Origin of the sequence: Glycomyces mayteni, assembly GCF_042428885.1 — a bacterium.
Lineage (GTDB): Bacteria > Actinomycetota > Actinomycetes > Mycobacteriales > Micromonosporaceae > Glycomyces > Glycomyces mayteni.
The window spans coordinates 1,009,770-1,035,288 of sequence record NZ_JBHMBP010000001.1 but is presented as its reverse complement, the minus strand read 5'-3'; the positions used below and the strand labels follow the sequence as shown (position 1 = coordinate 1,035,288).

Annotated in this window: 22 protein-coding genes and 1 riboswitch; of the genes, 8 read left to right on the top strand and 14 right to left on the bottom strand. The window is 70.8% G+C overall.

What is annotated here, in order from left to right; genetic code table 11:
- Positions 1–20: 20 nt before the first annotated feature.
- Both ACFFXY_RS04810 and ACFFXY_RS04805 read left to right on the top strand, forming a co-directional pair.
- Positions 21–1,565, top strand: a complete 1,545-nt coding sequence (locus ACFFXY_RS04810; RefSeq protein ID WP_382346396.1) for an ABC transporter permease subunit — start codon at positions 21–23, stop codon at positions 1,563–1,565.
- Positions 1,565–2,443 carry a sugar ABC transporter permease gene (locus tag ACFFXY_RS04805; RefSeq protein ID WP_382346394.1) on the top strand — a complete coding sequence of 293 codons (879 nt, stop codon included), beginning with the start codon at positions 1,565–1,567 and terminating at the stop codon, positions 2,441–2,443. Before ACFFXY_RS04810 ends, ACFFXY_RS04805 begins: the two co-directional genes overlap by 1 nt.
- Positions 2,444–2,553: 110 nt before the next feature.
- Here the strand turns inward: ACFFXY_RS04805 and ACFFXY_RS04800 are convergent, their stop codons facing one another.
- The 4 genes from ACFFXY_RS04800 to ACFFXY_RS04785 all read right to left on the bottom strand — a co-directional run bounded on the left by ACFFXY_RS04800 (position 2,554) and on the right by ACFFXY_RS04785 (position 3,799).
- Complete coding sequence (locus tag ACFFXY_RS04800; RefSeq protein WP_382346392.1) at positions 2,554–2,940, bottom strand: hypothetical protein; 387 nt, start codon at positions 2,938–2,940, stop codon at positions 2,554–2,556.
- A gap of 14 nt (positions 2,941–2,954) precedes the next feature.
- Entirely contained in the window at positions 2,955–3,137 is a 183-nt protein-coding gene (locus ACFFXY_RS04795; protein ID WP_382346390.1) for a hypothetical protein, read from the bottom strand.
- 92 nt (positions 3,138–3,229) lie between these two features.
- Positions 3,230–3,442, bottom strand: a complete 213-nt coding sequence (locus tag ACFFXY_RS04790) for a heavy-metal-associated domain-containing protein (RefSeq protein WP_382346387.1) — start codon at positions 3,440–3,442, stop codon at positions 3,230–3,232.
- Positions 3,443–3,454: 12 nt separating this feature from the next.
- Positions 3,455–3,799, bottom strand: a complete 345-nt coding sequence (locus ACFFXY_RS04785) for a metal-sensitive transcriptional regulator (protein ID WP_382346385.1) — start codon at positions 3,797–3,799, stop codon at positions 3,455–3,457.
- Between the two features lie 189 nt (positions 3,800–3,988).
- Positions 3,989–4,154, top strand: a riboswitch (cyclic di-AMP (ydaO/yuaA leader).
- A gap of 39 nt (positions 4,155–4,193) precedes the next feature.
- On the opposite strand from ACFFXY_RS04785, the gene ACFFXY_RS04780 reads away from it, so the two are divergent.
- Positions 4,194–5,102, top strand: coding sequence for a C40 family peptidase (locus ACFFXY_RS04780; RefSeq protein WP_382346382.1), 909 nt, complete (start codon positions 4,194–4,196; stop codon positions 5,100–5,102).
- A 211-nt stretch (positions 5,103–5,313) separates the two neighbouring features.
- On the opposite strand, the gene ACFFXY_RS04775 is transcribed toward ACFFXY_RS04780, so the two are convergent.
- From ACFFXY_RS04775 to ACFFXY_RS04735, 9 genes are all read right to left on the bottom strand, one after another.
- Entirely contained in the window at positions 5,314–6,933 is a 1,620-nt protein-coding gene (locus ACFFXY_RS04775; RefSeq protein ID WP_382346380.1) for a beta-N-acetylhexosaminidase, read from the bottom strand.
- 237 nt (positions 6,934–7,170) lie between these two features.
- Positions 7,171–8,460 (bottom strand): coiled-coil domain-containing protein, encoded by a 1,290-nt coding sequence (locus ACFFXY_RS04770; RefSeq protein WP_382346377.1) that lies wholly within the window; start codon positions 8,458–8,460, stop codon positions 7,171–7,173.
- A 165-nt stretch (positions 8,461–8,625) separates the two neighbouring features.
- Entirely contained in the window at positions 8,626–9,645 is a 1,020-nt protein-coding gene (locus ACFFXY_RS04765; protein WP_382346375.1) for a hemolysin family protein, read from the bottom strand.
- On the bottom strand, positions 9,642–11,024 hold the full coding sequence (locus tag ACFFXY_RS04760; protein ID WP_382346373.1) for a hemolysin family protein: 1,383 nt from the start codon (positions 11,022–11,024) through the stop codon (positions 9,642–9,644). The genes ACFFXY_RS04765 and ACFFXY_RS04760 overlap by 4 nt, the downstream gene beginning before the upstream one ends.
- Before the next feature lie 128 nt (positions 11,025–11,152).
- Positions 11,153–11,473: a heat shock protein transcriptional repressor HspR gene (locus ACFFXY_RS04755; protein WP_382347390.1), complete on the bottom strand. Its 321-nt coding sequence runs from the start codon at positions 11,471–11,473 to the stop codon at positions 11,153–11,155.
- A gap of 274 nt (positions 11,474–11,747) precedes the next feature.
- On the bottom strand, positions 11,748–12,875 hold the full coding sequence (gene dnaJ / locus ACFFXY_RS04750; RefSeq protein ID WP_382346370.1) for a molecular chaperone DnaJ: 1,128 nt from the start codon (positions 12,873–12,875) through the stop codon (positions 11,748–11,750).
- A gap of 81 nt (positions 12,876–12,956) precedes the next feature.
- Positions 12,957–13,748 (bottom strand): nucleotide exchange factor GrpE, encoded by a 792-nt coding sequence (locus ACFFXY_RS04745; protein ID WP_382346367.1) that lies wholly within the window; start codon positions 13,746–13,748, stop codon positions 12,957–12,959.
- A complete protein-coding gene (gene dnaK, locus ACFFXY_RS04740; protein WP_359950359.1) occupies positions 13,748–15,589 on the bottom strand; it encodes a molecular chaperone DnaK in 1,842 nt (613 codons plus the stop codon). The genes ACFFXY_RS04745 and dnaK overlap by 1 nt, the downstream gene beginning before the upstream one ends.
- 168 nt (positions 15,590–15,757) lie before the next feature.
- Entirely contained in the window at positions 15,758–16,207 is a 450-nt protein-coding gene (locus tag ACFFXY_RS04735) for a hypothetical protein (RefSeq protein WP_382346364.1), read from the bottom strand.
- Between the two features lie 536 nt (positions 16,208–16,743).
- Between ACFFXY_RS04735 and ACFFXY_RS04730 the strand changes: the two genes are divergently transcribed.
- Positions 16,744–17,235, top strand: coding sequence for a DUF1349 domain-containing protein (locus tag ACFFXY_RS04730; RefSeq protein ID WP_382346361.1), 492 nt, complete (start codon positions 16,744–16,746; stop codon positions 17,233–17,235).
- Between the two features lie 191 nt (positions 17,236–17,426).
- Here ACFFXY_RS04730 and ACFFXY_RS04725 read toward each other — a convergent pair whose 3' ends face one another.
- Positions 17,427–20,042 (bottom strand): glycoside hydrolase family 48 protein, encoded by a 2,616-nt coding sequence (locus ACFFXY_RS04725; protein WP_382346358.1) that lies wholly within the window; start codon positions 20,040–20,042, stop codon positions 17,427–17,429.
- Between the two features lie 520 nt (positions 20,043–20,562).
- On the opposite strand from ACFFXY_RS04725, the gene ACFFXY_RS04720 reads away from it, so the two are divergent.
- The 4 genes from ACFFXY_RS04720 to ACFFXY_RS04705 all read left to right on the top strand — a co-directional run bounded on the left by ACFFXY_RS04720 (position 20,563) and on the right by ACFFXY_RS04705 (position 25,513).
- Positions 20,563–21,903, top strand: coding sequence for an extracellular solute-binding protein (locus ACFFXY_RS04720; protein WP_382346356.1), 1,341 nt, complete (start codon positions 20,563–20,565; stop codon positions 21,901–21,903).
- A 324-nt stretch (positions 21,904–22,227) separates the two neighbouring features.
- Complete coding sequence (locus ACFFXY_RS04715; protein WP_382346353.1) at positions 22,228–23,163, top strand: carbohydrate ABC transporter permease; 936 nt, start codon at positions 22,228–22,230, stop codon at positions 23,161–23,163.
- A complete protein-coding gene (locus ACFFXY_RS04710; protein WP_382346350.1) occupies positions 23,160–24,089 on the top strand; it encodes a carbohydrate ABC transporter permease in 930 nt (309 codons plus the stop codon). Before ACFFXY_RS04715 ends, ACFFXY_RS04710 begins: the two co-directional genes overlap by 4 nt.
- Positions 24,089–25,513 (top strand): GH1 family beta-glucosidase, encoded by a 1,425-nt coding sequence (locus tag ACFFXY_RS04705; RefSeq protein WP_382346347.1) that lies wholly within the window; start codon positions 24,089–24,091, stop codon positions 25,511–25,513. The genes ACFFXY_RS04710 and ACFFXY_RS04705 overlap by 1 nt, the downstream gene beginning before the upstream one ends.
- Positions 25,514–25,519 lie beyond the last annotated feature (6 nt).

Here is a 25,519-nt window from a genome sequence, read left to right as displayed (position 1 = left end):
GAGCGAAGGAACGCGCAGCAGTGCTCGACCAACGTGCCCAGACGGCCGGCTCCACCACCGCCGCGGGCCAGATCACCAAGATCGCGGTGCTCGCGGCGGTGGCCGCACTGGCCGTCTGGGCGGCGTTGCCGCTCATCGGGGCCGGGGCCTGGTGGGGCCTCGGCCTCGAAGCGGTCATCGTAGCCGTCGTCTTCTACACCTACCTCCAGCGCCGCTCCATCCCCCTGAAGTACCTGGTCCCCGGGACGCTCCTGCTCATCGCGTTCCAGATCGCGCCGGTCGTCATGACCGCCGGGACCTCGTTCTCCAACTACGGGGACGGCCACCGGACCGACAAGGAGGGCGCGGTCGAGGCGATCATCGCCGCGGGCGTCCAGCAGACCCCCGGCGGCGCGAACTACCTCCTGGCCGTCGGCGAGTCCGCCTCCGGCGAGCTGACCCTCCTGCTGACGAACACCGCCGACGGGTCCACCTGGGCGGGAACGGAAGAGGGCCTCACCGAGATCGACGGGGCCACCGTGGACGCGAGCGGGCGGATCACCGCCGCCCCCGACTACACCGTGTGGACCCTCGCCGACCTCAACGAGCGGCAGGGCGAGCTCGCCGAACTCGCGGTCCCGACCGGGCCGGACACCGGCATCAAGGTGCAGGGCCTCTCGGCGTTCGAGGGCGTCTCGACGCGCTCCTACGACGAGGGCTGCGACTGCATCACCGACTCGGCGACCGGCACCGTCTGGTACGCCGACGACGAGGAGGGCAGCTTCCTCACCGAGGACGGGCAGGCCGCGCTCGTCGGCTGGCGCGTCAACGTCGGCCTCGACAACTACCTGTCGGTCATCACCGACCCCGACATCCGCGGCCCGTTCCTGGGCGTCTTCGCCTGGAACGTCATGTTCGCGGCCGGGTCGGTCCTGTTCACCTTCGTCATCGGCCTCGGCACCGCCATGGCCCTGAACAAGCCGTCCATGCGCGGCACGAAGGTGTACCGGACGCTCATGATCCTGCCGTACGCCATGCCCTCGTTCGCGATGCTGCTGGTGTGGGCGCAGATGTTCAACCGCGACTACGGGCTGGTCAACGAGCTGTTCGGGCTGAGCGTCAACTGGTACGGCGAGACGTGGGCCGCCCGCGCGATGGTCCTCATCGCGAACACGTGGCTCGGCTGGCCGTACATGTTCCTCATCTCCCTCGGCGCGCTCCAGGCGCTCCCGGCGGACTCCCTGGAGGCCGCGAGGATCGACGGCGCGACGGGGGTGACGGCGTTCCGCCGGATCACGCTGCCGCTGCTGCTCATCGCGCTCACGCCGCTGCTGATCTCCTCGTTCGCCTTCAACTTCAACAACTTCAACGCGATCCAGCTCCTCAGCGGCGGCAACCCGTTCCTCGCGGGCGAGTCGGTCGGCGGGACCGACCTGCTCATCACGTACGCGTTCCGCCAGGCGTTCGGGGCGACCTCCGCCGACTACGGCTTCGCCAGCGCGGTCAGCGTGTTCATCTTCCTGATCGTCGCCACGATCTCGGCGGTCATGTTCCGGACCACCCGCAGCCAGGAGGACGTGTACTGATGGCGACTCAAGCGCGACGCAAGCGGTCCAACTGGGTCGCGGAGTTCGGGTGGCGGCACCTGGTGGCCGTGGCGGTCCTGGTGTTCGGGCTCGTGCCGATCCTGTACGTGGTGTCGGCGGCGTTCAACCCGAAGGGGACGCTCTCGGCGACGGGGCTGATCCCGACGGACCTCAGCCTGGTGAGCTTCGACCGGCTGTTCTCGGACCCGAACATCCCGTTCGGGTCGTGGTTCGCGAACTCGCTGATGATCGCGGTCCCGGCGGCGTTCCTGTCGATCCTGATCTCCTCGCTCGCGGCGTACGCGTTCAGCCGGTTCCGGTTCAGGGGGCGGCGCGGGATGCTGCTGTTCCTGCTGCTCATCCAGATGTTCCCGGCGTTCCTGTCGGTGGTGGCGCTGTACCTGATCTTCGGCGCGATCGGCGAGTACTACCCGGTGGCGGGCCTGAACACGAAGCTGGGCCTGATGCTGGTGTACATGGGCGGGGCGCTGGGCGTCTCGACGTGGCTGATGAAGGGCTTCTTCGACACGATCCCGAAGGAGCTCGACGAGGCGGCGACGATCGACGGGGCCTCGCACGCGCAGATCTTCTTCGGGATGATCCTGCCCCTCGCCGCGCCGATCATCGCGATCTCGGGCATCCTCGCGTTCGTGGGCACGATGAACGACTTCATCCTGGCGTCGCTGTTCCTCACCGACCGGCCGGAGATGACGCTCGCGGTGGGCCTGAAGACGCTGACGGCGGACAACTCGCCGGCCTCGTACTTCGGGATCTTCGCGGCGGGGACGCTGCTGACCTCGGTCCTCACGGTCGGGGTGTTCATGAGCCTCCAGCGGTACATCGTCTCGGGTCTGACCGGCGGCGCCGTGAAGGGCTAGGAAGACTGCTGCTCGACACGCGCCCTCCGGGGCGCACGGGCCCGGACCGGCGGGAGCCTCCCTCCCCTGGTCCGGGCCTTTCCGCTTGCGCGGGAACGGTGCTCGCGGGTTCAGTCCCGGAAGAGGTCGGAGAGGAGGGCGAGGGGGGTCTTGAGGTCGGCGTACTCCTCCAGCTCGATGACGGTGTGCTGGAGCTGTTCGAGGCCGTAGGCGACGACGGCGATGTCCTGGGCGGGGGATTCGAGGAGGTCGATGACGCGGTCCATGAGGCGCAGGGCGTCGCCGAGGGTCCGGAGGTCGTCGGCGTTCTCGGTCCGGGCGCCGGGGTGGGTGTTGAGGGTGACGGCGTCGGGGTCGTCGACCGAGGGGGTCCTGTCGCCGGTGAGGCGGTCCCAGTTGGCGCGGCGCTCCTCGTGGAAGCGGGCGAGTCCGGCGCGGAGCAGGACGGCGCGGGCGACGAGCTCGACTCGTTCGCCGGGCGGGAAGGCGTCGGACATGCGCGTGCCGCCGCTCAGGACCAGTGCGGGGGGCGCTCGGCGAGCAGGTCGCGGTCGCGGGCGGAGAGTTCGCCGCGGGTGCGCCGGGGGGCGGGGGCCTCGCCCCAGCCGCGGTCGGTGTCGTCGGAGGTCTGGTCGGGGAGCACCGAGAAGTCCTCGTCGAGCTCGACGGAACGGTCGTCGTCGGAGACTGCCATGCACCGACTGTACGTCAGGGGGTCTCGGCGGGTGCAACGGTGAGGCCCTGAACACCCGGTGAACGGGTGGTCAGGGCCTTGCGGTCGGGTCCTCAGGAGGCGGTTCCGACGAGTTCGTAGCCGGCCTCGTCGACGGCGGCGCGGACCTGGTCCTCGGTGAGGGCGCCCTCACTGGTGACGGTGACCTTGCCGGTGTCGAGGGCGACGTCCACCCCGGAGACGCCGGGGAGGGCGGTGAGTTCGGAGGTGACGCTGCCGGCGCAGTGGCCGCAGGTCATGCCCTTGACGACGTAGACGGTTTCCATGTGGACTCCTTGTCAGGTTCTGAGCAGGCGGGCCACCGCGTCCGAGGCTTCCTTCACCTTGGCTTCGGCGGCGGTCGGGTCACCGGAGGTCTGCGCCTCGGCGACGCAGTGGGCCAGGTGGCCTTCGAGGAGGCTGAGGGCGACGGCCTGGAGTCCCTTGGTGGACGCGGAGATCTGGGTCAGGATGTCGATGCAGTACTGGTCGTCGTCGACCATCCGCTGGATGCCGCGGATCTGGCCCTCGATGCGTTTGAGGCGTCGCGTGAGCGCGGCCTTGTCGCCGTGGTACCAGTAGTGGTCGTGCCCGTGACCGCCGTCGTCGGGTTCAGGGGCGTGCGCGGTGTCGTCGCTTGCCATGTCGCTTCCCTCCGTTCGTCAGTGTATACCCCTGCGGGGTATTGCGGCAACTGCTCGTTAGCCCTGAGCAGCGGCCCGTAGTATTCCGTGCCATTGTGCGAGAAATTCTCCCCCCGGGCTTGTCTCGACTCATATTGGGCTCTAACGTGAACCCGTCGCGTCGGAAACTCGGGTGCACCCCGCATCCGCCGCGCGGCACCGCCGAGTCGGCCCGGGTCCCGTCGGGTTCGAGCCGGGGAACCAGCAGTCGGCCGCGTGCAGGGGCCGACGGGGTGAATCGCATGCAAGCGTAGGGCGACCCTTCCTTCCGCCCGAACCCGACAGCTAACCCGGTAGGCGGCCAGAGGAAGGAGCGCATCCCTTGGTGCGTACCCGGCGTATCGCTGCCGCCGCCTTGGCCGCAGCACTGATCCCCGCGACGGCGGCGCTGTTCACGTCCTCGCAGGCGTCGGCGCAGACCAGCGACGAGATCCAGGCGGAGATCGACGAGCGGCACTCGGACCTGGAGAAGGTCATCGAGGACTACAACGCCAAGCGCGAGGAGCTCGACGACGCCAACGCCCTGATCGCCGAGATCCAGGAGCAGCTCCCGGCGCTGGAGGAAGCGGGCCTCGCCGCGCAGGACCGGATGGCCGAGATCGCCTCCACCGCCTACACCGGCGGGGACTTCGCGATGGTCAACTCGGTGCTCGCGGGCGACCCGTCGGACTTCGCCGACCGCCTCATGTACCTGTCGAACCTCTCGAACGCCGAGAACGCGGCGCTCCAGGACTCCCTCGCGCAGATCGAGGAGCTGGAGACCCGCCAGGCGGAGCTGGAGGCCCTCCAGGCGAGCGCCGACGAGATCCTCGGCGAGATCGAGACGCAGCAGGAGGAGATCGAGGCCGAGATCGACGCGCTGGAGGAGGAGTACTCCGACGCGTACGCCGAGGAGAACCCCGAGCCCGACTGGGGCGACTACTCCGGCGACTCGGCGGTCGTGGCGTTCGCGTACGACCAGCTCGGCGACCAGTACGTGTACGGCGCCTCGGGACCGGACGAGTGGGACTGCTCGGGCCTGACGCAGGGCGCGTGGGGCGCGGCGGGCGTGGGCCTGTCGCACAACACCGCGATGCAGTGGGACGAGACGGCGCGGATCTCCCGCGACGAGCTCCAGCCCGGGGACCTCATCTTCTACAACAACCTGGGCCACGTCGCGATCTACATCGGAGGCGGCGAGATCATCCACGCCCCGAACTCCACCACCGTGGTGAAGATCGCCGACATGGACATCATGTCGATCGACGGGTACGGCCGCCCCTAGCGGCCGCGTCCGTCACCGGCCGCGAGGCCGGGCGCCGAACCCCCCGGCGGCGGCGCGGGCGCTCCCGATTGCTGACCCTGCTGCTGACCCGCAATAGCCCCACCGCCGCCGGGGACCACCTCATAGTAAAGAAGCCCTTGCGAACCGCTCAGGCGGGCCGCAAGGGCTTCTCACGTTTCGGTTGCCGGCCGGTCGGAACCGGCCCGGCCGGTCACTCCGGCTGGTGCTCCTCGAACGTCCACGAATAGCGGGCCCGGCGGCCCGTGCCGCCGCGCTGCCAGCGCTCGGGCCCGGTCGGGGGCCGGTAGTCGATGCCCATGGCGTGCAGGCGCTCCAGGTGGTCGCCGAGGCGGTCCTGCACCGGGTTCGCCTCGCGCACGGCCATCCCGGTCCACCCGACCTCGGCGAGGACGGACAGTCGCGGGAACGCCGAGTACTCCACGTCCCGCGGGGTCGGCAGGTACTCCGACCAGAGCTGGCACTGGATGCCGAGGACCTTCTCGCCGTCCACGCCCGCCGGGACCGGGTCCCAGCCCGCGACCTTGTCCACGGTGGTCAGGCCGTGGATGCGCAGGGGCTCGGCGGGGTCGTCGCTCTCGTAGTGGTCGTAGTACGCGTACGGCTCGGGCGAGGCCACGACCATGTGGCCCGCGGCGATGGCCTTCTTGACGTAGGCCTCGTTGCGCCACACGTGGACCACGGCCTCGGCGGGCGCGCCGCCGTCGAGGATCTCGTCCCAGCCGATGACCCGCTTGCCCATGCCGGCGAGGTGGTCGCAGAACGCCTTCGTGAACCAGGCCTGGACGCCGCGCACGTCCTCCATGCCCTCGCGCTCCATGAGCTCGCGGGCGACGGGGGAGGACTCCCACTGCGTCATCGGCACCTCGTCGCCGCCGATGTGGACGAACGGGCCCTCGAAGACCTCGCCGATCGCGGTGTACGCCTCCAGCGCGAAGTCCAGGGACGCCTGGGTCGGCTCCAGGACCTCCTCGAACACGCCGAACGTGGGCGAGACCGGTTTGTCCTGGCCCGCACCGAGTTCGGGGTAGGCGGCGAGCACGGCGCGGGCGTGCCCGGGGAGGTTCACCTCGGGGACGATCATGATGTGGCGCTCGCGCGCGTAGGAGGCGATCTCGCGCAGGTCGGGGACGGAGAAGATCCCGCCGTGCGGGGTCGGCTCGTACCCGGAGGCCTCGTCGCGGGCGTGCCCGATCTTCGTCTCCTCGCGCCACGACGCGATCTCGGCGAGCTTGGGGCGCGAGGGCACGTCGAAGCGCCAGCCCTGGTCGTCGGTGAGGTGCAGGTGCACGACGTTCATCCGGTGCAGCCACGCCCGGTCGATCATCTTGAGCACGAAGTCCTTCGGCTGGAAGTGCCGGACCACGTCGATCATGACGCCGCGCCAGCGCAGGCGCGGCTCGTCGTCGATCGCGACGAGCGGCACGACCGGGGCGGCCGCGGGGGCCTCGCGCAGCGAGTCGGCGGGGAGGAGCTGGCGGAGGGTGGCGATGCCGCGGGCGATGCCCGCCGGGTGCGCCGCGGCGAGGACGACGCCGCCTTCGGCGATGTCGAGGCGGTAGGCCTCGGCGGCGGTGGTGAGGTCCTCGGGGCGGTCGCCTTCGAGGCGCAGGCGCAGGACGCGGCCGTCCGCCTCGGGCCCGGTGACGGCGAGCCGCAGGCCGGTGCCCCGGTTCAGGAGGTCCGACAGGAGCCAGGCGAGCGGGTGCAGCTCGGGGTCGGCGGCGATGGCGTCGAGGGTGCTCAGGTCCAGGTCGCCGTCGGCGAGGACGAGCTGCTGCGGTTGCGGGATCAGCGAGATGCGGCGCTGCATGGTTCGGGGGCTCCTGTGGTCGAGGTGCAGTTGTCCGGCCCGCTCGCCGCCGGGGGTGCGGCCGCGCCGGGAGGAACCGGTGTCCGCGGGGGTGCGCCGGTCGGTACGGCGACGCTCCCACGAATTAGTTCAGTTTATTTATAATATAGGACCGCGCCGCGGTCGGCCAGTGCATCGAGCGGGGAAACCCGCCCGGACCGGCGACCGCGGCGCGCGGTGGAGCCTCGTGCCGAACTTCTAGTGCACCTTGGGCAGGTGCTGCGTCGCGTCCAGGTCCTCGGGCGACTCGCGCTGCCGGTTGATCGGCAGCGGCGCCGACTCCGACTCGAACACCCCCGAGACCGACGACAGGGCCGAGAGCGACGGGGAGGTCTTCTCCTCCTCGCCGGAGACCAGGCCGAGCTGGCGGCGCAGGTCGGTGAGGTTCGAGCCGGCGGAGTCGCGCTGGCGCTCCAGGGCCGCGACCTCCTCGGCGAGGGGCTGCACGCGTTCGGCCGCGCGCTCCCCGGCGCTGCGCCTGAGCCGCGCCGCCTCGGTCTCGGACTCCGACTTGATGGACTTGGCCTGCTCGGCCGCGCGGTGGACGGCGTCCTTCGCCTGCTGGTCGGCCTCCTCGCGGCGCTCGATCGCCCGGTTCTCGGAGGAGCGGGCCCGCTCCTCGGCGAGGGCCAGCCGGTCCTCGGCCTCCGAGACGATCCGCTGCGCGGTCGCGATGGCCTGCTGGTGCCGGTCGGCCTCCTCCTTCTGCGCCCGCTCGCGGCGGTCGGCCTCGGCGAGGGTCAGCTCCTGGGTCTTCTTCTTGCGGAACTCCGAGGCCTCGGCCAGGAGCTGCCCGGCGGCGCTGCGCTGCTGGTCGGCCTCGCGGGAGGCGAGGGCCCGCAGCTCGGTCATCTCGCGCTCGGAGGTCGCGCGGGCGACGGCGATCTCGCGCTCGGCGGCCGACCTGGTCTTCTCGGCCTCCGAACGGGACTGGCTCTGCGCGGTCTGGACCTCGCGGTGGACGTCGGCGAGCGCGAGGTCGTGGCTGCGGCGGGCGTTCTCGCGCAGCTCGGTGGTCTCGTTGACCGCGCGGGCGCGGATCTCGGTGACGTCCTGGTCGGTGGTGGCGGTGATCTCGGCGGCCTCGGCGTGCGCGGCGCGCATCATCGCGTCGGCCTCGCCGCGGGCCTCCTGGATCAGGGACGCGGCCTGGCGCTTGGCGTCGGCCTTCTGGACGCCCGCGTCCTGCTCGGCGGCCCGGAGGATCTTCTCGACGCGGGCGCCCAGGCCCGCGAGGGTCGGCTGCTCGGCCTCGGCGATCTGCGTGGCCCGCTCGGAGACGCGCCGCTCCAGGGCGCCGATGCGCTCCTCGGCGCGGCGCAGCTGCTGCTCGGCGCTGTCCAGTGCCCGCACCGCCTCGTCGCGGTGCTGCTCGTGGGTCTTGATGTTCTGATACAGCCGGGAGGTGAACTCGTCGACCTGGTGGCGGTCGTAGCCGCGCATGGAGACGGCGAATTCGGGCCCGGTTTCCTCGAAGAATTTCGACATGGTCTTCCAGAGTCACAGGAAACGGTTGATGAATCATGATCACGCCCCGAGGGCCCGAATCCGGCGACGAACACGCCCGGGGGCGCGTGTCGCGGTGAAAACGTCCAGGCGGCAAGGCGAAGGGCCCCAGCCGAAGCCGAGGCCCTCTTCCGTTCCGGTGCGCCGCTACGCGGTCTTGTCGGTCTCGTCGTAGAAGTCGCCCATGATCTCCTCCAGGAGGTCCTCCATGGCGACCAGGCCGGTGACCTCGCGGTCCGCGCCGGTGACCAGGGCGAGCTGGGCCCGCTGGCGGCGCATGAGGGTCACGGCCCCGGCGACGGTGGTGTCGGCGGCGACCAGCAGCGGGGCCGCGGCGAGGTCGGCGACCGAGGCGTCGGGCGCGGCCTGCACGGCCTCGCGGACGTGGACCAGGCCCACGGGCTTGCCCTCGGCGTCCACGACGACGAGGCGGGAGCGGCCGGTGGCGCGGCTGCGCTCCTCGGCGTCCACGGCGGTCGAGGAGGCCGGGATCGTGACGACCTCGGCCCACGGGATCTGCACCTCGCGGACCCCCTGGCGCTGCACGGCGATCGCGTGGGCGAGCATCTGGTGCTCCTCCTCGCCGAGGACGCCCGCGGCCGCCGAGGACCGCAGCAGGTAGCGCAGCTCCTCGGGGGAGTGCGCCTGCGCCTTCTCGTCGGCGGGCTCGACCCTGAACAGCTTGAGCATGGCGTTGGCGCCGTGGTTGAGGCCCAGGAGGATCGGCTTGGTGACCCACACGTAGCCGGTGAAGGGCCAGATGAGGGCCATCGCGGAGGCCTCGGGGTGGGTGATCGCCCACGACTTCGGCATCATCTCGCCGACGACCATGTGGAGGAACACCACGATCACCAGCGCGATCGCGAAGGAGATCGGGTGCGCCGCCGCTTCCAGGCCCACGGCCTGCAAGGGGACCTCGATGGAGTGCGCGAGGGCCGGTTCGGCGAGCGCGCCGAGGCCGACGGTGCACGCGGTGATGCCGAGCTGGGCGCCCGCGAGCATGAGCGAGAGGTTCCTGGTGCCGCGCAGGGCCGCGCGGGCCGCCGCGGAGCCGTCCTGTTCGAGCCGGTGCTGCCGGGAGGCGACGAGCGCGAACTCGGCGGCCACGAAGAACGCGTTGGCGGCCAGGAGGATCAGGGAGACCAGGAGGGCGGGACCGGTGCTCACCGGGCGTCCTCCCCCGGGAGCGGCCGCAGCTCGATCGCCTGCGGCACATGGCGGGCGGAGGAGACGACGACGAGCTTGACGCTGCGCGGGGCCGGATCGGCCTCGCCGTCGCCGTCCTCGTCGTAGAACTCCCCCGCGGCGGCGGTCGGGACCTCGACGGTGTCGCCGGGGTGGGCGACGCGGCCGAGCTCGGCCATGACGAGCCCGGCGATCGTCTCGTAGTGCTCGCCTTCGGGGAGCTGGATGCCGGTGGCGTCGGCGACCTCGTCCACGCGCCAGCGGCCGGGGATGAGCCAGCCGCCGCCCGCGAGCGAGACCGGGACGGCCTCGAAGCGGTCCTGCTCGTCGCGGATCTCCCCCACCAGCTCCTCGGCGAGGTCTTCGAGCGTGACGATCCCGGCGAAGCCGCCGAACTCGTCCACGACGCACGCGAGCTGGCGGTGGCGCCCGCGCATCTGGTCGAGCAGCTGCGGGAGCGGGAGCGAGGCGGGCACGAGCATCGCGGGGTCGGCGATCTCGGCCACGGTGACGACCTCGCGGGCCTCGCGGGGGACCGCGATGATCTGGCCGATGCCGACGACGCCGAGGAGGTCGTCCACGTCGGCGCCCACGACCGGGAAGCGGGAGTGGCCGTCCGCGAGCGCGGCGACCGCGTCCGCGACGGTGGCCGCGGCGGGGAGGGTCTGGACGCCGACCCGCGGGGTCATGGCCTGCTCGGCGACGGTGTCGGAGAAGTCGAGGCCGCGGTCGAGGAGGACCGACAGCTCCTCGTCGAGGGCGCCCTCGTCGCGGGAGACGTCGATGATCCGGTGCAGGTCCTCCGCGGTCGCGTTGTGCTCCAGCTCCTCGACGGGCTGGATGCCCAGGAGCCGCAGCAGCCGCGTGGAGGCGGCGTCGAAGAAGCGGATGATCGGCCCGCACACCGTCAGGTACGTGCCGGTGGGGACGGCGAGGGCGAGCGCGAGGGCCTCGGTGCGGGCGATCGCGAGGTTCTTGGGGCCGAGCTCGCCGAGGATCATCTGCACGATGTTGGCGATGACGAACGCGACGACCGTGCCGAGGGTGACCGACACGGCCGCGGGGACCCCGGCGGTGCCCAGGAGCTGCGCGAGCCCCTCACCGAGGTAGGGCTCGGCGAAGAAGCCGACGAACAGGGCGGTGACGGTGATGCCGAGCTGCGCGCCCGAGAGGGCGAACGACAGCTGCGAGGAGACCTTGAGGGCCCGGCGGGCCCGGGACGCGCGCTTGGCGTCGGGGCCGGCGGCGAGGTCCTCCAGTTTGGACCGGTCGACGGCGGTGTAGGCGAATTCGAGCGCCACGAAGAAGCCCGTGGCGGCGGTGACGGCCAGGATGATGACCAGTCCGACGGCTATGAGCACTGCTCACGCCCGCTGGGAGGCTCCGATGCGCGGAGCGGGCGGCCGCCGGGCCGCGGACTTCGGGATCGTCGTCTTCTGCGTCGCATGGGCCCGATCTTAACGGTGGCGGGGAGGGGGGCAGGCGGCGATCATTGTTCGCCCCGCCACAGCACGATGTCGGTCGAGCGGCCGAACGGGCCTGCGATGGCGCGCAGCTCGGCGAGCTGGGCGCGGGCCCGCTGGAGCTCCTCCACGACCGCCTGCGCCTCGGCGCGGATCGCGTGGACCTCCCGTTCGAGGTCCATGATCCGCTTGATCCCCGCGAGGTTGACGCCCTCGTCCTGGCTGAGCCGCTGGATCTCCCGCAGGCGCGAGACGTCGCGCGCGGAGTAGCGCCGGCCCCCGCCGGGCGTGCGGGCGGGCTCGACGAGGCCGAGCCGGTCGTACTGGCGGAGGGTCTGCGGGTGCATCCCCGCGAGTTCGGCGGCGGCGGAGATCGCGAGGATCTTCGCGTCGAAGTCGAGGTCCTCGCCCGGTCCGCGCCGGCCGTAGGAGATCTCGACGCGCACGCGCGGATGGTTCGCATCGGACGGTCCGCTGCGGTCGGCGGCGTTCACGCTCCACTCCTCTCTCCGGTGCCCGGGGCGCCGTGCGGCGCCGCGCGTCCGGTACAACGCCGGAGGGCGCACCGGTTGTTCCGGCGGGCCCGCGAGAGGGCCCGCCGTCCTTCCGGAACCGCGGGACTCACTGCCCCGTCAGCTCTTCCAGTTTCGAGCGGTCGGCCGCGGGGGCGGCCGCCGCGTACTTCTCCAGGGCCTCGCGGGCCTCGGCGGTCAGCGACACGGGCACCTCGACGTCCACGGTCACGAGCAGGTCGCCCTTGCCGGGGACGCCGCGGCCCTTGACGCGCAGCACCCGCCCGGTCGGGGTCCCCTCGGGGACCTTCAGGGTCACGGGGCCGTCGAGCGTCGGGACCTTCACCTTGGCGCCCAGGGCGGCCTCGGGGAAGGAGACGGGCAGGCGCACGGTGACGTTGTCGCCGTCGCGCGCGAACAGCGGGTGCGAGCGGACGGTGACGCGCACCAGGAGGTCCCCGGCGGGCCCGCCGCGCTCGCCCGGCGCGCCGCGCCCGGCGAGCCGGATGGTCTGGCCGTCGCCGATCCCGGCGGGCACCCGCACAGTGATGACGCGGTCCTTCGTGGTCGCACCGGTGCCGCCGCAGTCGGGGCACGGGTCGGTGACGACGGTGCCGGTGCCCTCGCACTCGGGGCACGGCTGCGCGAAGCTGAACGCGCCCTGGTTCTCGGTGACCAGGCCGCGCCCGTTGCACTTCGGGCACGTGGTCGGCGCGGTGCCGGGCTTGGCGCCCGACCCGTGGCAGGTCTCGCACTCCCCGGGCGCGCGCATCCGCAGCTCCGTCGTGGAGCCCTTCACGGCGTCGGCGAAGTCGAGGGTCACGTTGGTGCGCAGGTCGTTGCCGCGCGCGGCGCCCGAGCGGCGCCGCTGGCCCGGGCCGCCGCCGAACAGGCCGCCGAAGAGGTCGGAGAACCCGCCCGAGCCGCCCCCGGCGTTCCCGAACAGGTCTTCGAGGTTGATGCCCCCGGGCGCGGCGTGCGCGCCTCCGAACCCGCCCCGGCCGGACTTCATCAGCTGGATCTGGTCGTACTCGCCGCGCTGCTTGTCGTCGTGCAGCACCGAGTACGCCTCCGAGATCCCCTTGAACCGCTCCTCGGCGTCGGACGCCGGGTTGTGGTCGGGGTGCCATTCGCGCGCGAGCTTGCGGTAGGCCTTCTCGATGTCCTTCTTGGAGGCGTCCTGCGGCACGCCGAGCACAGCGTAGAAGTCCTTCTCAAGCCACTCCTGCGATGCCACCGGACGCCTCCTCCAATCACTCCTCCGGCCCGGCCCGCCCCACCCGCCCGTGAGGGCGGCGCGGGGCGGGCCGGCGACCGGCTACTTCTTCTTTTTCTTCTTGCCTTCGGGCTCGGCCTCTTCGGCCGGGGGCTCCTCCGCCTCGGCGGCCTCGGTCTCCACGGCCTCGGACTCCGCGGCGTCCTCCGCCTCGGCCCCGTCGGCCTCCGCTTCGGCGACCGGCTCGGCGTCCTCGGCCGGGGACTCCTCGGCCTCGCCGGCCTCGGGCTCCTCGTCCGGCTCGGCCGCAGCCGCGGGCTCGGGCTCGTCGCTCGGCTCCGCGACCGCCACCAGCGCCGCGCGCAGCAGCTTGTCGCCGAGGCGGTAGCCCGAGCGCATCACGTCGATGCACGTCGGACCGTCCACACCGGGCATCTGCATGTGCGCGACCGCTTCGTGGATCTGCGGGTCGAACGGGTCGCCCTTGACCCCGAAGGCCTCCAGGCCCTGCTTGGTGAGCGCGTTCACGAGCTGGTCCGCGACGGCCCCGAAGGGCCCGTTGAGGTCCCCGTGCTCCCGGGCCCGGTCGAGGTCGTCGAGCACCGGCAGGAGGCTCTGGAGCACCCCGGCCGTCGCCAGCTCGCCCGAGCGCGCCTTGTCGCGCTCGACGCGCTTGCGGTAGTTCTGGAACTCCGCGGTGATCCGCTGGAGGTCGCGCGTGCGCTCCTCCAGCGTCGCCTGGAGCACCAGGACCGCGTCGTCGGCGGCCTGGCCGTCGTCGGAGGCGGCGGCGAGGATGTCCTCGACCGTCAGCTCCTCCTCGGCCCCGCCCTCGGCGGCCGCGCCGTCCTCGGGCGGCCGCGCGTCGTCGGCGTCCTTCTTCTCGTCCGCCACTACTTCTGGTCCTTGTCGTCGTCGACGATCTCGGCGTCCACGACGTCGTCGGCGCCGCCCGCGGCACCGCCGGCGGGCTGCTGCGGGGCGCCCGCCTGGTCGGCCTGGGCCGCCGCGTACATCGCCTGCCCGGCCTCCTGCGAGACCTTCGACAGCTCCTCGGTGCCGCGCTTGATCGCCTCGATGTCGGTGCCGCCCAGCGCCGCCTTCAGCGAGGACGTGGCGTCGTTGATCTTGCCCTTGAGGTCCTCGGGGATCTTGTCGCCGGACTCGGCCAGGAGCTTCTCGGTCTGGTAGACCAGCGACTCGCCCATGTTGCGGGCCTCGGCCTCCTCCTTGCGCTGGCGGTCCTCCTCGGCGTGCTCCTGGGCCTCGGCCATCATCCGCTGGATGTCGTCCTGGGCCAGGCTGGAGCCGCCGGAGATCGTCATCGACTGGGCCTTGCCCGTGGCGGAGTCCTTCGCGGACACGTTCACGATGCCGTTGGCGTCGATGTCGAAGGTGACCTCGATCTGCGGGACCCCGCGCGGGGCCGGGGGCAGGCCGGTCAGCTCGAACGTGCCGAGCTTCTTGTTGTAGGCCGCGATCTCGCGCTCGCCCTGGAAGACCTGGATGAGCACCGACGGCTGGTTGTCGTCGGCGGTCGTGAAGACCTCCGAGCGCTTCGTCGGGATCGTGGTGTTGCGCTCGATGAGCTTGGTGAAGATGCCGCCCTTGGTCTCGATGCCCAGCGACAGCGGGGTGACGTCGAGGAGCAGCACGTCCTTGACCTCGCCCTTGAGGACGCCGGCCTGGAGCGTGGCGCCGATCGCGACGACCTCGTCGGGGTTGACGCCCTTGTGGGCGTCGCGGCCGATGAGGCGCTTGACGAGCTCGGAGACGGCGGGCATGCGGGTGGAGCCGCCGACGAGGATGACGTGGTCGACCTCGGAGACGTTGATCCCGGCGTCCTTCACGGCCTGCTCGAACGGCTTCTTGCAGCGGTCGAGGAGGTCGGAGGTCATCTGCTCGAACTCGGCGCGCGAGAGCGACACGTCGAGGTGCAGGGGCCCGTCGGGGCCCGCGGTGATGTACGGCAGGTTGATCGAGGTCTGCGTCGCGGACGACAGCTCGATCTTGGCCTTCTCGGCGGCCTCCTTGAGGCGCTGCATGGCCATCTTGTCCTTGGACAGGTCCACGCCGTACTGGCCGTTGAAGGTCTTCACCAGGTGCTGGATGACCCGGTCGTCCCAGTCGTCGCCGCCGAGGTGGTTGTCGCCGGAGGTGGCCTTGACCTGGATGACGCCGTCGGCGATCTCCAGCAGCGAGACGTCGAAGGTGCCGCCGCCGAGGTCGAAGACGAGGATCGTCTGCTCCTCCTCGCCCTTGTCCAGGCCGTAGGAGAGCGCCGCGGAGGTCGGCTCGTTGATGATGCGCAGGACGTTGAGGCCGGCGATCTCGCCCGCCTCCTTCGTGGCGGTGCGCTGGGCGTCGGAGAAGTACGCCGGCACGGTGACGACCGCGTCGGTGACGTTCTCGCCCAGGTACGCCTCGGCGTCGCGCTTGAGCTTCATGAGGATGCGCGCGCTGATCTCCTGGGACGTGTACGACTTGCCGTCGATGTCGACGGTCCAGTCGGTGCCCATGTGGCGCTTCACCGAGCGGATGGTGCGGTCCGGGTTCGTGACCGCCTGGCGCTTGGCCACCTCGCCGACGAGCACTTCGCCGTTCTTGGCGAACGCCACGATCGACGGCGTGGTCCTCGCCCCCTCGGCGTTGGTGATGACCGTGGCCTCCCCGCCTTCGAGGACGCTGACCACGGAGTTCGTCGTGCCGAGGTCGATGCCGACCGCACGTGCCATGTTGATCTCCTGATGTAGTCGAACAGATGATGTCTCTGTCTCAAGCGGCCGGGCGGGAACCCCGAACCAAGTTGAGCCGGATAGACTCAATGTTCATCCGGTCGGTAACGGCTGTCAAGCCGGTCACAGGAATTGTGATCAAATGCACTAAAGTTGAGTCGGGTCGACTCAACTCTGCGTCAGGTGGTGCTGGCGGGCCGCGGCGGGCGCGCCCCCGGCGGCCTCGCAGCACTCGGTGAGCAGGTCGTCGGCGATCTTCCAGGTGTCGCACGGCCACGCCTGCTTGCAGGAGGCGCAGTCGATGCCCAGGAGCTGCTCGGGCAGGTGGTCGCGCCACATGAGGGACGCGAGGTGCCAGCCGGTGATCTCGGTGATCCCCGCCGGGGCCTCCAGCGGCGGCGGCTCCTCCAGGGAGAACAGCTTCGAGGGCTCCTCGCGGCGGGCGCGGCGCGAGCGCGCGGGGATCGGGACGACCATCGAGCCCTGCGGCCCGGGGGCCGCGGGTTCGGCGGTGTGGCGCGAGCGGCGCGGCGGAGCGGTGCGGTCCTGGCGCGGGAGCCCGCGCCCGTGCTCGGGCGCCTCGGCCTCCGGCGCCCCCTGCCTCGCTGAATGCTGCATACTCACGCTATCTCCTCATTCGCCTTCGCTTCCGTGCCTGCGTACTCCTCCATCCGGATTAACGGTCGAGCAGCCCGGAAGGACACGGGTATGAGCACTCGGCACTCTAGTCCGCCCCCGTCCGCCGAATGCGGAGCAGAACGCGCAATCCTCCGCACATCACATGGAACGGGAATGGCACTCGCATTGCCGGAGGCGCCGTTGGCAAGGGGAGGGTAGCCTGGACCGGTCGCGCCGAAACCGCGCGGCGCACGGGGCGGGCCGCGTTTCCTGCGCATTGGACATGCTTGCGGGACAAGGGATTCGCAACGGCATTCCCGGGACGCGGCCAGCGTTCTCCAAGGGGCGTAACGCAAACCGCTTTTCGTGCTTGCAGAAGCGCATTGAGCTGGTATTTCAGCCATGTAACCGAGCCGAACGGCGGATTAACTTTGGGTTACCATGTCTGTTATGTCCTGTAACGACCTATTCGCGTGTGGCATCATTGGAAGATGCAGTCTCCTTCAGAAGAAGTACAATGGACGGTTGACGGTGGATTGATCTCCCCCTACTTCGAGCACAAGACCACCCTCGTCCGCAGCGCCGGGAGCGAGCCCCAGCGCGACCACGTCTACATCTACGGGCTGGAGCTCAAGGGCGACGGCGAGATCGCGCTGCGCCTGCGCCCCGAGCACCGCCACCAGCACGCGGAGGCGTCCCTCGCCATCCGCGTCGACGAGTCCAACTGGGTCCGCACCGGCGCGGAGTACCTCGGCGGGCAGCACCTCATCAGCACGGTCACCACGCGCGGGCGCACCGACTGGTCCCTGTTCCCGGTGGACACCGAGTCGGACGAGATCTGGCTGCGGCTCATCAGGGCCGGCGACACCGTGACCGTCGCCCACGCCGACGACGGCGTCGACTACACCACGATCGCCTCGACCTACCTGCCCGGCGGCGTCCCCGCCATGACCGGGATCGCCAGCACGCGCCCGGTCGCCGAGACCTTCTGGGACGCGGGCATGGACCTCGACATCGACGTCGACTGAGCGCGATCGCGCGCAGCGGTCCGGCAGAGGGGTGCCGGACGCCGCTGAGCATAGAGGTCGGGTCCGGTGGGCCGGATGATCCGGGCGGGCCCGACCTGTGTGCTCAGACCGATCCCGAGCGCCGCGGCTGGCGCAGAGCAGGGGAGCGGCCGGTCGCATCGGCGACCGGCCGCTCCGCTCATTCGGTCTCCTTACTCGAAGAGCGCGGCGTAGGTCTGGAAGGCCGTCGCGACCTCGACCTGGTGCCAGTAGCGGTGGTAGCTGAACTCCGGCGCGGGGCCGGTGCAGCCGCCGTCGAGGTACGCCTGGACCTGGTCCCAGCCCTCGAACTCGGTCATGAACGACCGGGTCTCGATGAACGTGACGCCGTTCTCCAGCACGTCGCCGTTCGGCATGGTGCCGGTCCAGCCCTCGGGGATGTAGACCTCGTCGCCGAAGCGGCAGTAGTCCGCCCGGGCCTCGGTCTGGGTCACGCCGACGCCGTCGTTGGCGGCCCACAGCGCGTCCAGGAGGTTCTTCGCCGCGGTCTGCGAGGCGGTGTCGCCGGTGGCCGCGGCGTGGTAGGACAGGATCTTCGCGAACGCCCCGGCCACGCCCGGGTCCTTGGACATGGTGGCGACGGTGGCGGACAGGCCCGCCCCCGGCTCGCCGCTCCAGTCCAGGTCGCCCGGGATGCTGTAGTCGGTCGCGGTGATGTCGGACTCGGACAGGGCCCACTCGACCCACTCGTCGAGCAGGTCGCACGCCCGCGCGTCGCCGGTCTCCATGCAGTACTGCGCGATGCGGTCCATGCCCCAGACCTGGAAGCCGAACCAGCGGTTCGACGGCGGGTCGTGCCACACGGGCTGCTCGTCGTAGTACAGGCCCTCGAACTCGGCGCTCGTGGTCGGGCTGCCGTAGTTGCCGCCCCAGTTGTTGGTCGCGCCGCCCGCGATGGCGCCCGCGCCCTGCGAGCCCTGCGGGACCTGGAGCCACTCCAGGAACTCCAGCTGCTGGTCGAGGCTCGTCGCCCAGTCGCTCGCCGCGGTCGGCGAGGCCGGTTCGAGGCCGCCCTCGGAGAGCGCGTACGCGGCCATGACGTTCTGGTAGCCCTGGTGGACGCCGGAGCCGCCGATGCGGAACGACCAGTCGCCGTTCGCGCCCGCGCCCCACGAGTAGTACCAGGAGAGCAGGTAGTGGAACGAGTTCTTGCCGCTGCCGTCGGGGCAGTTGTTGATCCCGATGCAGTCGCCCGCGATCTGCTTGAAGTACTTGTCCGCGAACGAGTACCGCAGGAAGTCGCCCATCTTGGAGGCGTTGTCGAGCGAACCGGAGATCGTCGACTCCTGGCCCTGCTCGGCCGCCCACTGCTGGGCCATCCACGCGACCTGGACGGCGCGCGCGTCGGCGTCGGGGGCGTCGGTGTACCGCTCCTGCTGGGAGTACTGCGAGTCGCCCACGAACAGGTCCAGGTAGCCGTTGTCGCCGCCGAAGTCGAACGTCTCGCACGAGGGGTGCGCGACGGTCTCCCACGTCGACTCCTGCGAGCCGCGCTGGAACGTGTTCATGTACGCGGGCTCGGTGGTCCCGTCGCCGCACTCGCCGAAGCCGTACGCGTTGTCCACGTCCAGGATCCAGTGCATGCCGTACACCTGGTTGTTCCCGTAGGTGTTGCGCAGCTCCTGGCCCAGCGGGTCGACGCCGACGGACGCGTTGAAGTCGAGCTGCGTCGGGTAGTCGGTGACGTCGTCGGACTCGGGCGCGTACGAGGCCGGGGAGGACGGGTTGTACGCGGACGGGTTCAAATCCGGGATCGCGTACTGCTCGGTGATGTCCCACGACTCGTTGTAGCCCGACCAGTCGCCGGTGACCTGGCCGTACGCGGCCTCCAGCCACTGGAGGTAGCTCAGGGCCTCGGAGGTCGTCTCGTGGCCGTAGTCCGGCGCCTCGACGATGAGCTCCTCCACCGAGTGGTAGGGGACGCCCGTCTCGTGCAGGTACGGCGAGTCCGCGCCGGTGAGCTGGTCGTACATCGCGAGGAAGCGCTCCTCGTTCTGCGTGACCTCGCCCAGGTCGGCGACGGAGACCGTCACGGTCTTGGACGCGTAGCCGGGGGAGGCCACGGTGAACACCGCGGACTCGCCGGGCTCGGCGCCCGCGGCGGCGCTGAACACCAGGGGCTTGGGGTTGGTGTCGCCCGCGGCGAACGAGAGCGAGCCGCCCGAGGACACCGAGATGTCCGTGGAGCCGGAGGTGCGCGTCGTGGTCACGGTGGCCGCGGCCTCGGTCGCGGCCGAGAAGCCGACCTCGACGGAGGAGGTCGAGCCGGCGTCCACGACGACGTTCGCGCGGCTCACTTCGAGCTCGGCCTCGACCGGCTCCTCGGCGCCGTCGCAGGACTCGCCGTTGACGGTGATGCCGGTGGGCGCGGTCGAGGGGCCGGCGCCGATGAAGCCGAAGACCTCGCGGCTCTGGTTGGCCGCGATGGTCCCGTTCCAGCCCACGTCGGAGCCGGTGAAGGTGCGCCCGCTCTGGCTCCAGCCGACGTTCCACGCGCTGGAGACGGTGGTGCCGGCCGGGAAGTCCCATTCGATGTCCCAGCCGTTGAGCCCCGCGGTGCCCGCGGTGAGGACCACGTTGGCCTGGAAGCCCGAGCCCCAGCTGGAGACGACGTTGTACTGGACGCCGCCGCAGTACTGGGCGGCGAAGGCCGACGGCGCGGCCACCGCGGTGAACGCGCCGACGAGCGCGAGCGGCAGCGTGACCGCCGCCGTCCTGCGCCATCGGCGGCCCCGCCGGCGCGGCGGGGCCAGGTTGTCGGTTTCCATATCGGCTACTCCTACGCGTGGGGTTGAATGTCCGTTTTCATGGGAGCGCTCATGCCGGGTTCGCGGTCGTGGAATCGCACGAGTGGAACGAATCGGACCACAATGCGGAAGCGCTCCCAAGTCATGCTCCCAAGCAGGCACCCCGTATGTCAATACATTGACATCCCTAAATTTCTCCCCCAACGAGGCAAACTGTTGCCGTTTGCCAGGCATTTTCCCTGCTAATTGAGTCGTTGATCCGGATTCACAGTTACGGATTCGCGACCCTCGATTCGTTCGGAGCGATCACGAAGGCAACGATCCGGTAATGACCCTCACATCCGGGCTTGCATCATGGAACACGCTCCCGTACGATCCTGGTATCGCTCCCAAGGGCGATCGCCTCGGCGGTTTCAGTCCGCGGGCCGCCGCGCACTCATGGCGGCCCGCACCACCACCGCCTTGCGCACCAACCGGAACGAGTCCCTCAAACCCCTCGACAACAGCATGGCGCCGAGGCGCCTGGAAGGAACCCGCAAAGATGCATCTCCTCAACCGCAGGCACGGCAAGGTGGCCCTCGCCGCCGCTGCCGCCGGCGCGCTCGCCCTCACCGCCGCCTGCTCGGACGGCGGCGACGGCGGCGACGACGGCACCACCGCCGACGGCAAGATCCAGCTCACCGTCTCCACGTTCAACACCTTCGGCTACGTCCAGGCCGGCTTCGAAGAGGCCTACGAGTCCACCCACGAGAACATCGACGTGGTGTTCGAGGGCGACGGCGTCGGCTTCGACGCCGAGTACCGCCCCGGCCTGGAGACCGCGCTGGAGACCGGCTCGGGCTTCGGCGACGTCGTCGCCATGGACGAGCAGGCCACGCCGCAGCTCTTCAGCAACCCCGACTACTGGTACGACCTGGGCGCCTACGAGTCCCGCTCCGCCGACTACACCGAGAACACCTGGAACCTCGGCCACACCGCCGACGGCACCCTCGTGGGCTTCGGCACCGACATCGGCGGCATGGCCATGTGCTACCGCTCCGACCTGTTCGCCGCGGCCGGCCTCCCGACCGACCGCGCCGAGGTCGCCGCGGCCTGGTCCACCTGGGACGGCTTCAAGACCCTCGCCCAGCAGTACGTCGACGCCGACACCGGCACCGCGTTCCTCGACAACGGCACCCAGATCCAGAACGTGCTCCTCAGCCAGTTCGCCGGCAACGGCGACGGCGAGATGTACGTGGACGACGAGGGCAACCTGACCCTCGACTCCGCCGCCGCGACCGACTCCATCGACCTGGTCCTGGAGCTCATCGAGATGGGCGCCGTCGGCAACTACCCGTCGTGGGGCGAGGAGTGGAACGCGGCCATGGCCGAGGGCGGCTACGCCGTCATGCCGTGCCCCGGCTGGATGGCGACCGCCGTCATCGAGCCGACCTCCGGCCCGGACAACGCCGGCAAGTGGGACATGGCCGCCGCCCCCGGCGTGGCCGGCAACTGGGGCGGCTCCTTCCTCGCCGTCCCCGCCGCGGGCCCGCACCCGGAGGAGGCCGCCGAGCTCGCCTCGTGGCTGACCGAGCCCGAGCAGCAGATCGCGGTCTTCGAGGCCGTCGGCAACTTCCCGTCCTCCCCCGCCGCGCAGGCGGACCCGCGGGTCGCCGACTTCACCAGCGACTACTTCAACGGCGCCCCGGTCGGCCAGATCCTCAGCGCCTCGATCCAGTCGTTCCAGGCCCTGAAGTACTCGTACTTCCACCCGCCGGTCAAGGGCGCGGTCGAGACCACCATCAACGGCATCGTCGACGGCTCCGTGCCGGTCGCCGACGCCAAGAGCGCCATCCAGTCCGCGGCTGAGGAGGCCGTGGCGCTGGCCGGCGAAGGCCTGTAGCCCCGCCGGTCCCGGCCGGAGGAACCTGCCACCTCCGGCCGGGACCGGACCCGGCGCCGCTGCGGCGGCACCGGGTCACGTGCCGCCGTCAGGGGCCGGCGCCGAGCGGTTCCCGGCATCCGCTCGACGCGACCCCCAGGACCGGCCCCGCACCCCCTCGGCGGCACCGTGTCGGCCCGCCGCGCCCCAACCCGCGGCGGGCCGGCTCCCTCCCGAGGCCCCGGGCGGGCCCGGCGGAACCGGAACCCGCACCACGGCGGCGGCCCGCAGGAGCAGGCGGGCGGCGCGGCAGGCGTCACCGCGACCGTCCCAAGGAAGGCCCTCATGACCACCCAGAACGCCGCACCGCGCCTGAGCTGGCGCCAGCGGCTCACGAAAGCCGACTTCAAGGCCATGCCGTACGCGCTGGTCTCCCCGTACTTCATCCTCTTCGCCGTGTTCGGCGTCTTCCCCATGGCGTACACGCTCTACGCGTCCCTGCACTCCTGGAAGCTCGGCAACCCCAACCGCGAGTTCGTGGGGCTCGACAACTACGAGTTCCTGCTCACGACGTACGACCGCTTCAACTGGTCGATCGTGAACACCCTCGGCATGTTCGTCATGGCGACCGTCCCGCAGCTCGTGTGCGCCATGATGGTCGCCAACGCGCTGAACAAGCGCCTGCGCCGGCCTCTGCTGTGGCGCATGCTCATCCTCGCGCCGATCGTCACCTCCGTGGTCGCCGTCGGCGTCATCTTCGCCCGCATCTGGGGCAACGAGTACGGCATGATCAACGGCGCCCTGGAGTTCATCGGCCTCGACGGCGTCGACTGGCGCACCGGGCGCCTCTCCTCGTGGCTGGCCATCTCCTCGATGGTGGACTGGCGGTGGATGGGCTACAACGCGCTGATCTTCCTGGCCGCCATGCAGACCATCCCGAAGAACCTCTACGAGGCCGCCACGGTCGACGGCGCCTCGCCCCGGCAGCAGTTCTGGAAGATCACCGTCCCCCAGCTCAAGCCGGTCCTCATCTTCACCGTCTTCGTCTCCTCCGTCGGCGGCATGACCATGTTCGTCGAGCCGATGATGTTCGGCTCCGGCGCCCTCAACGGCGGCGCGAACGGCCAGTTCCAGACCACCGCGATGGTCCTGGTCGACATCCTGCGCACGCACGGCAACTACGGCATCTCCGCCGCGGCCGGATGGCTGCTGTTCCTGGTCGTGGTGATCGTCGCGGCCGTCAACTTCCTCGTCGTCAACCGCATCCAGGGGAACAAATGAGCACCGCAACCGCCCCGCGCCCCACCGCCCCCGCGCAGCGGCGGACGCCGCCGAAGCCGCCCCGCCGCAAGAAGGGGCGGGACCCGATCGAGTCCGACGGCGTGTTCGCGCCCACGGTGATGACCCGCATCGGCCTCGCGTTCGTCGCGGTCCTGTCGGTGTTCCCGCTGTACTGGATGATCGTCATCGCCTCCCGGACGACCGGCGACGCCGCGGACTTCCCGCCGCCGTTCCTGCCCGGCGGGAACCTCGGCGAGCACATCCAGGCCGCGTTCGCCCACCCCGAGGCGGACCTGCTGCTGGGCCTGCGGAACTCATTCATCATCACCGGCACGGTGACGTTCTCGGTGGTGCTCATCTCGACGCTCGGCGGGTTCGCGTTCGCGAAGCTGAAGTTCCGCGGCTCGAAGCTGCTCATGGGCACCGTCCTGTTCTCGATGATGGTGCCGCTCCAGCAGCTCGGCATCGTGCCGCTGTACATGATCATGGTCCAGCTCGAATGGCTCGACACCCTCCAGGCCGTGATCCTGCCGTTCCTGGTCAACGGCTTCGGCATCTTCCTGATGCGCCAGTACTGCGAGCAGGCCGTCCCCGACGAGATCATCGAGGCGGCCCGCATCGACGGGGCGAGCACCATCGGCATCTGGTGGCGGATCGTCCTCCCGGCCCTGCGGCCCGCGATGGTCGTGCTCGGCCTGCTCACCTTCATGCTGAACTGGAACGAGTTCCTGTGGCCGTTCATGGTCCTCAGCGGGGAGAACCCCACGATCCAGCTCGCGATCCGGCAGGCCTCCACGGCCATGTTCTCCGCGGACCTGTCGATGGTGTTCACCTGCACCCTGATCTCGATCATCCCTATCGCGATCCTGTTCGTCGTGTTCGGACGGCAGATCGTGCACGGCATCATGGAAGGCTCTGGCAAGTAATGACTACCGAATACGAAGGGCTCGCCGCACTGGCGAGCCGGTTCCCAGCCGGGTTCACGTGGGGCGCGGCGACCTCCTCCTACCAGGTGGAGGGCGCCACCGGCGCCGACGGGCGCGGGAAGTCCATCTGGGACTCGTTCGTGAACGAGCCCGGCCGCGTGGTCGACGGCTCCAACGGCGACACCGCGATCGACTCCTACCGCAACATCGCCGGGGACGTCGCCACCATCAAGGCCCTCGGCCTCAGCAGCTACCGGTTCTCCCTGTCGTGGCCCCGGATCTGCCCCGACGGTGACGGGCGGGTCAACCCGGCCGGCCTGCGCTACTACTCCGACCTCGTCGACGCCCTGCTCGACGAGGGCATCACCCCCTGGATCACCCTCTACCACTGGGACCTCCCGCAGGCCCTGGAGGACCGCGGCGGGTGGCCCGCGCGCGACACGGCGCTGCGCTTCGCGGACTTCGCAGCTCTAGCGCACACCGCGCTCGGCGACCGCGTCAAGCACTGGATCACCGTCAACGAGCCGTGGTGCGCCGCGTTCCTCGGCTACGCCTCCGGCGAGCACGCCCCCGGGCGGCGCGAGCCGGCCGAGTCCATCGCCGCCGCCCACCACCTCATGCTCGCCCACGGCCTCGCCGCGCGCGCGATCAAGGCCGCCGACCCCGAGGCCCAGGTGAGCATCGGCATCAACTTCTACCCGGTGTACGCCGCGACCGACGCGCCCGGCGACGTGGACGCGGCCCGCCGCGTCGACGGCGTCCAGAACCGCTGGTTCACCGACGCGGCCCTGCGCGGGGCCTACCCCGAGGACGTCGTGGAGGACTTCAAGGCCCTCACCGACTTCGACTTCATCCTCGACGGCGACATGGAGCTCATCCACGCGCCCGTGGACGTCCTCTCCGTGAACTACTACAGCCGCTTCACCGTCACCGGCAACGGCGGCTCCGCCTCCGCCTCCGCGGCGCCGACCGGGGCGGGCTCCGCGTGGCCCGCGAACGACCACATCGGGTTCGTGCCCGCCGGGCTGCCCGTCACCGACATGGGCTGGGAGATCGAGCCCTCGGGCCTCACGGACGTGCTCACCCGCCTCCACGCCTCCTACCCGGAGGTCGCCCTGGCGGTGACCGAGAACGGCGCCGCGTTCCCCGACAAGCTCGACGACGGCCGCGTGAAGGACCCCGAGCGGCTCGACTACGTGGAGCGCCACCTCGCGGCCTGCGCCGACGCGCTCGACTCGGGCGTGCCGCTCGTCGGGTACTTCGCCTGGTCGCTGGCCGACAACTTCGAGTGGGCCTGGGGCTACACCAAGCGCTTCGGACTCGTGTACGTCGATTTCGAGACCGGCGAGCGCACCGTCAAGGACTCCGGACGCTGGTACGGCGACCTGGTGCGACGCGCGCGTACGAACCGTGAGGCAGAATAGTTCCAC

Excerpts from the sequence above, each read along its gene's own strand:
- ACFFXY_RS04805 (WP_382346394.1), top strand. The coding sequence starts at position 1,565 with ATGGCGACTCAAGCGCGACGCAAGCGGTCCAACTGGGTCGCGGAGTTC.
- ACFFXY_RS04800 (WP_382346392.1), bottom strand. The coding sequence starts at position 2,940 with ATGTCCGACGCCTTCCCGCCCGGCGAACGAGTCGAGCTCGTCGCCCGC.
- ACFFXY_RS04795 (WP_382346390.1), bottom strand. The coding sequence starts at position 3,137 with ATGGCAGTCTCCGACGACGACCGTTCCGTCGAGCTCGACGAGGACTTC.
- ACFFXY_RS04790 (WP_382346387.1), bottom strand. The coding sequence starts at position 3,442 with ATGGAAACCGTCTACGTCGTCAAGGGCATGACCTGCGGCCACTGCGCC.
- ACFFXY_RS04785 (WP_382346385.1), bottom strand. The coding sequence starts at position 3,799 with ATGGCAAGCGACGACACCGCGCACGCCCCTGAACCCGACGACGGCGGT.
- ACFFXY_RS04775 (WP_382346380.1), bottom strand. The coding sequence starts at position 6,933 with ATGCAGCGCCGCATCTCGCTGATCCCGCAACCGCAGCAGCTCGTCCTC.
- ACFFXY_RS04770 (WP_382346377.1), bottom strand. The coding sequence starts at position 8,460 with ATGTCGAAATTCTTCGAGGAAACCGGGCCCGAATTCGCCGTCTCCATG.
- ACFFXY_RS04755 (WP_382347390.1), bottom strand. The coding sequence starts at position 11,473 with ATGCACCCGCAGACCCTCCGCCAGTACGACCGGCTCGGCCTCGTCGAG.
- dnaK (WP_359950359.1), bottom strand. The coding sequence starts at position 15,589 with ATGGCACGTGCGGTCGGCATCGACCTCGGCACGACGAACTCCGTGGTC.
- ACFFXY_RS04735 (WP_382346364.1), bottom strand. The coding sequence starts at position 16,207 with ATGCAGCATTCAGCGAGGCAGGGGGCGCCGGAGGCCGAGGCGCCCGAG.
- ACFFXY_RS04725 (WP_382346358.1), bottom strand. The coding sequence starts at position 20,042 with ATGGAAACCGACAACCTGGCCCCGCCGCGCCGGCGGGGCCGCCGATGG.
- ACFFXY_RS04720 (WP_382346356.1), top strand. The coding sequence starts at position 20,563 with ATGCATCTCCTCAACCGCAGGCACGGCAAGGTGGCCCTCGCCGCCGCT.
- ACFFXY_RS04715 (WP_382346353.1), top strand. The coding sequence starts at position 22,228 with ATGACCACCCAGAACGCCGCACCGCGCCTGAGCTGGCGCCAGCGGCTC.
- ACFFXY_RS04710 (WP_382346350.1), top strand. The coding sequence starts at position 23,160 with ATGAGCACCGCAACCGCCCCGCGCCCCACCGCCCCCGCGCAGCGGCGG.
- ACFFXY_RS04705 (WP_382346347.1), top strand. The coding sequence starts at position 24,089 with ATGACTACCGAATACGAAGGGCTCGCCGCACTGGCGAGCCGGTTCCCA.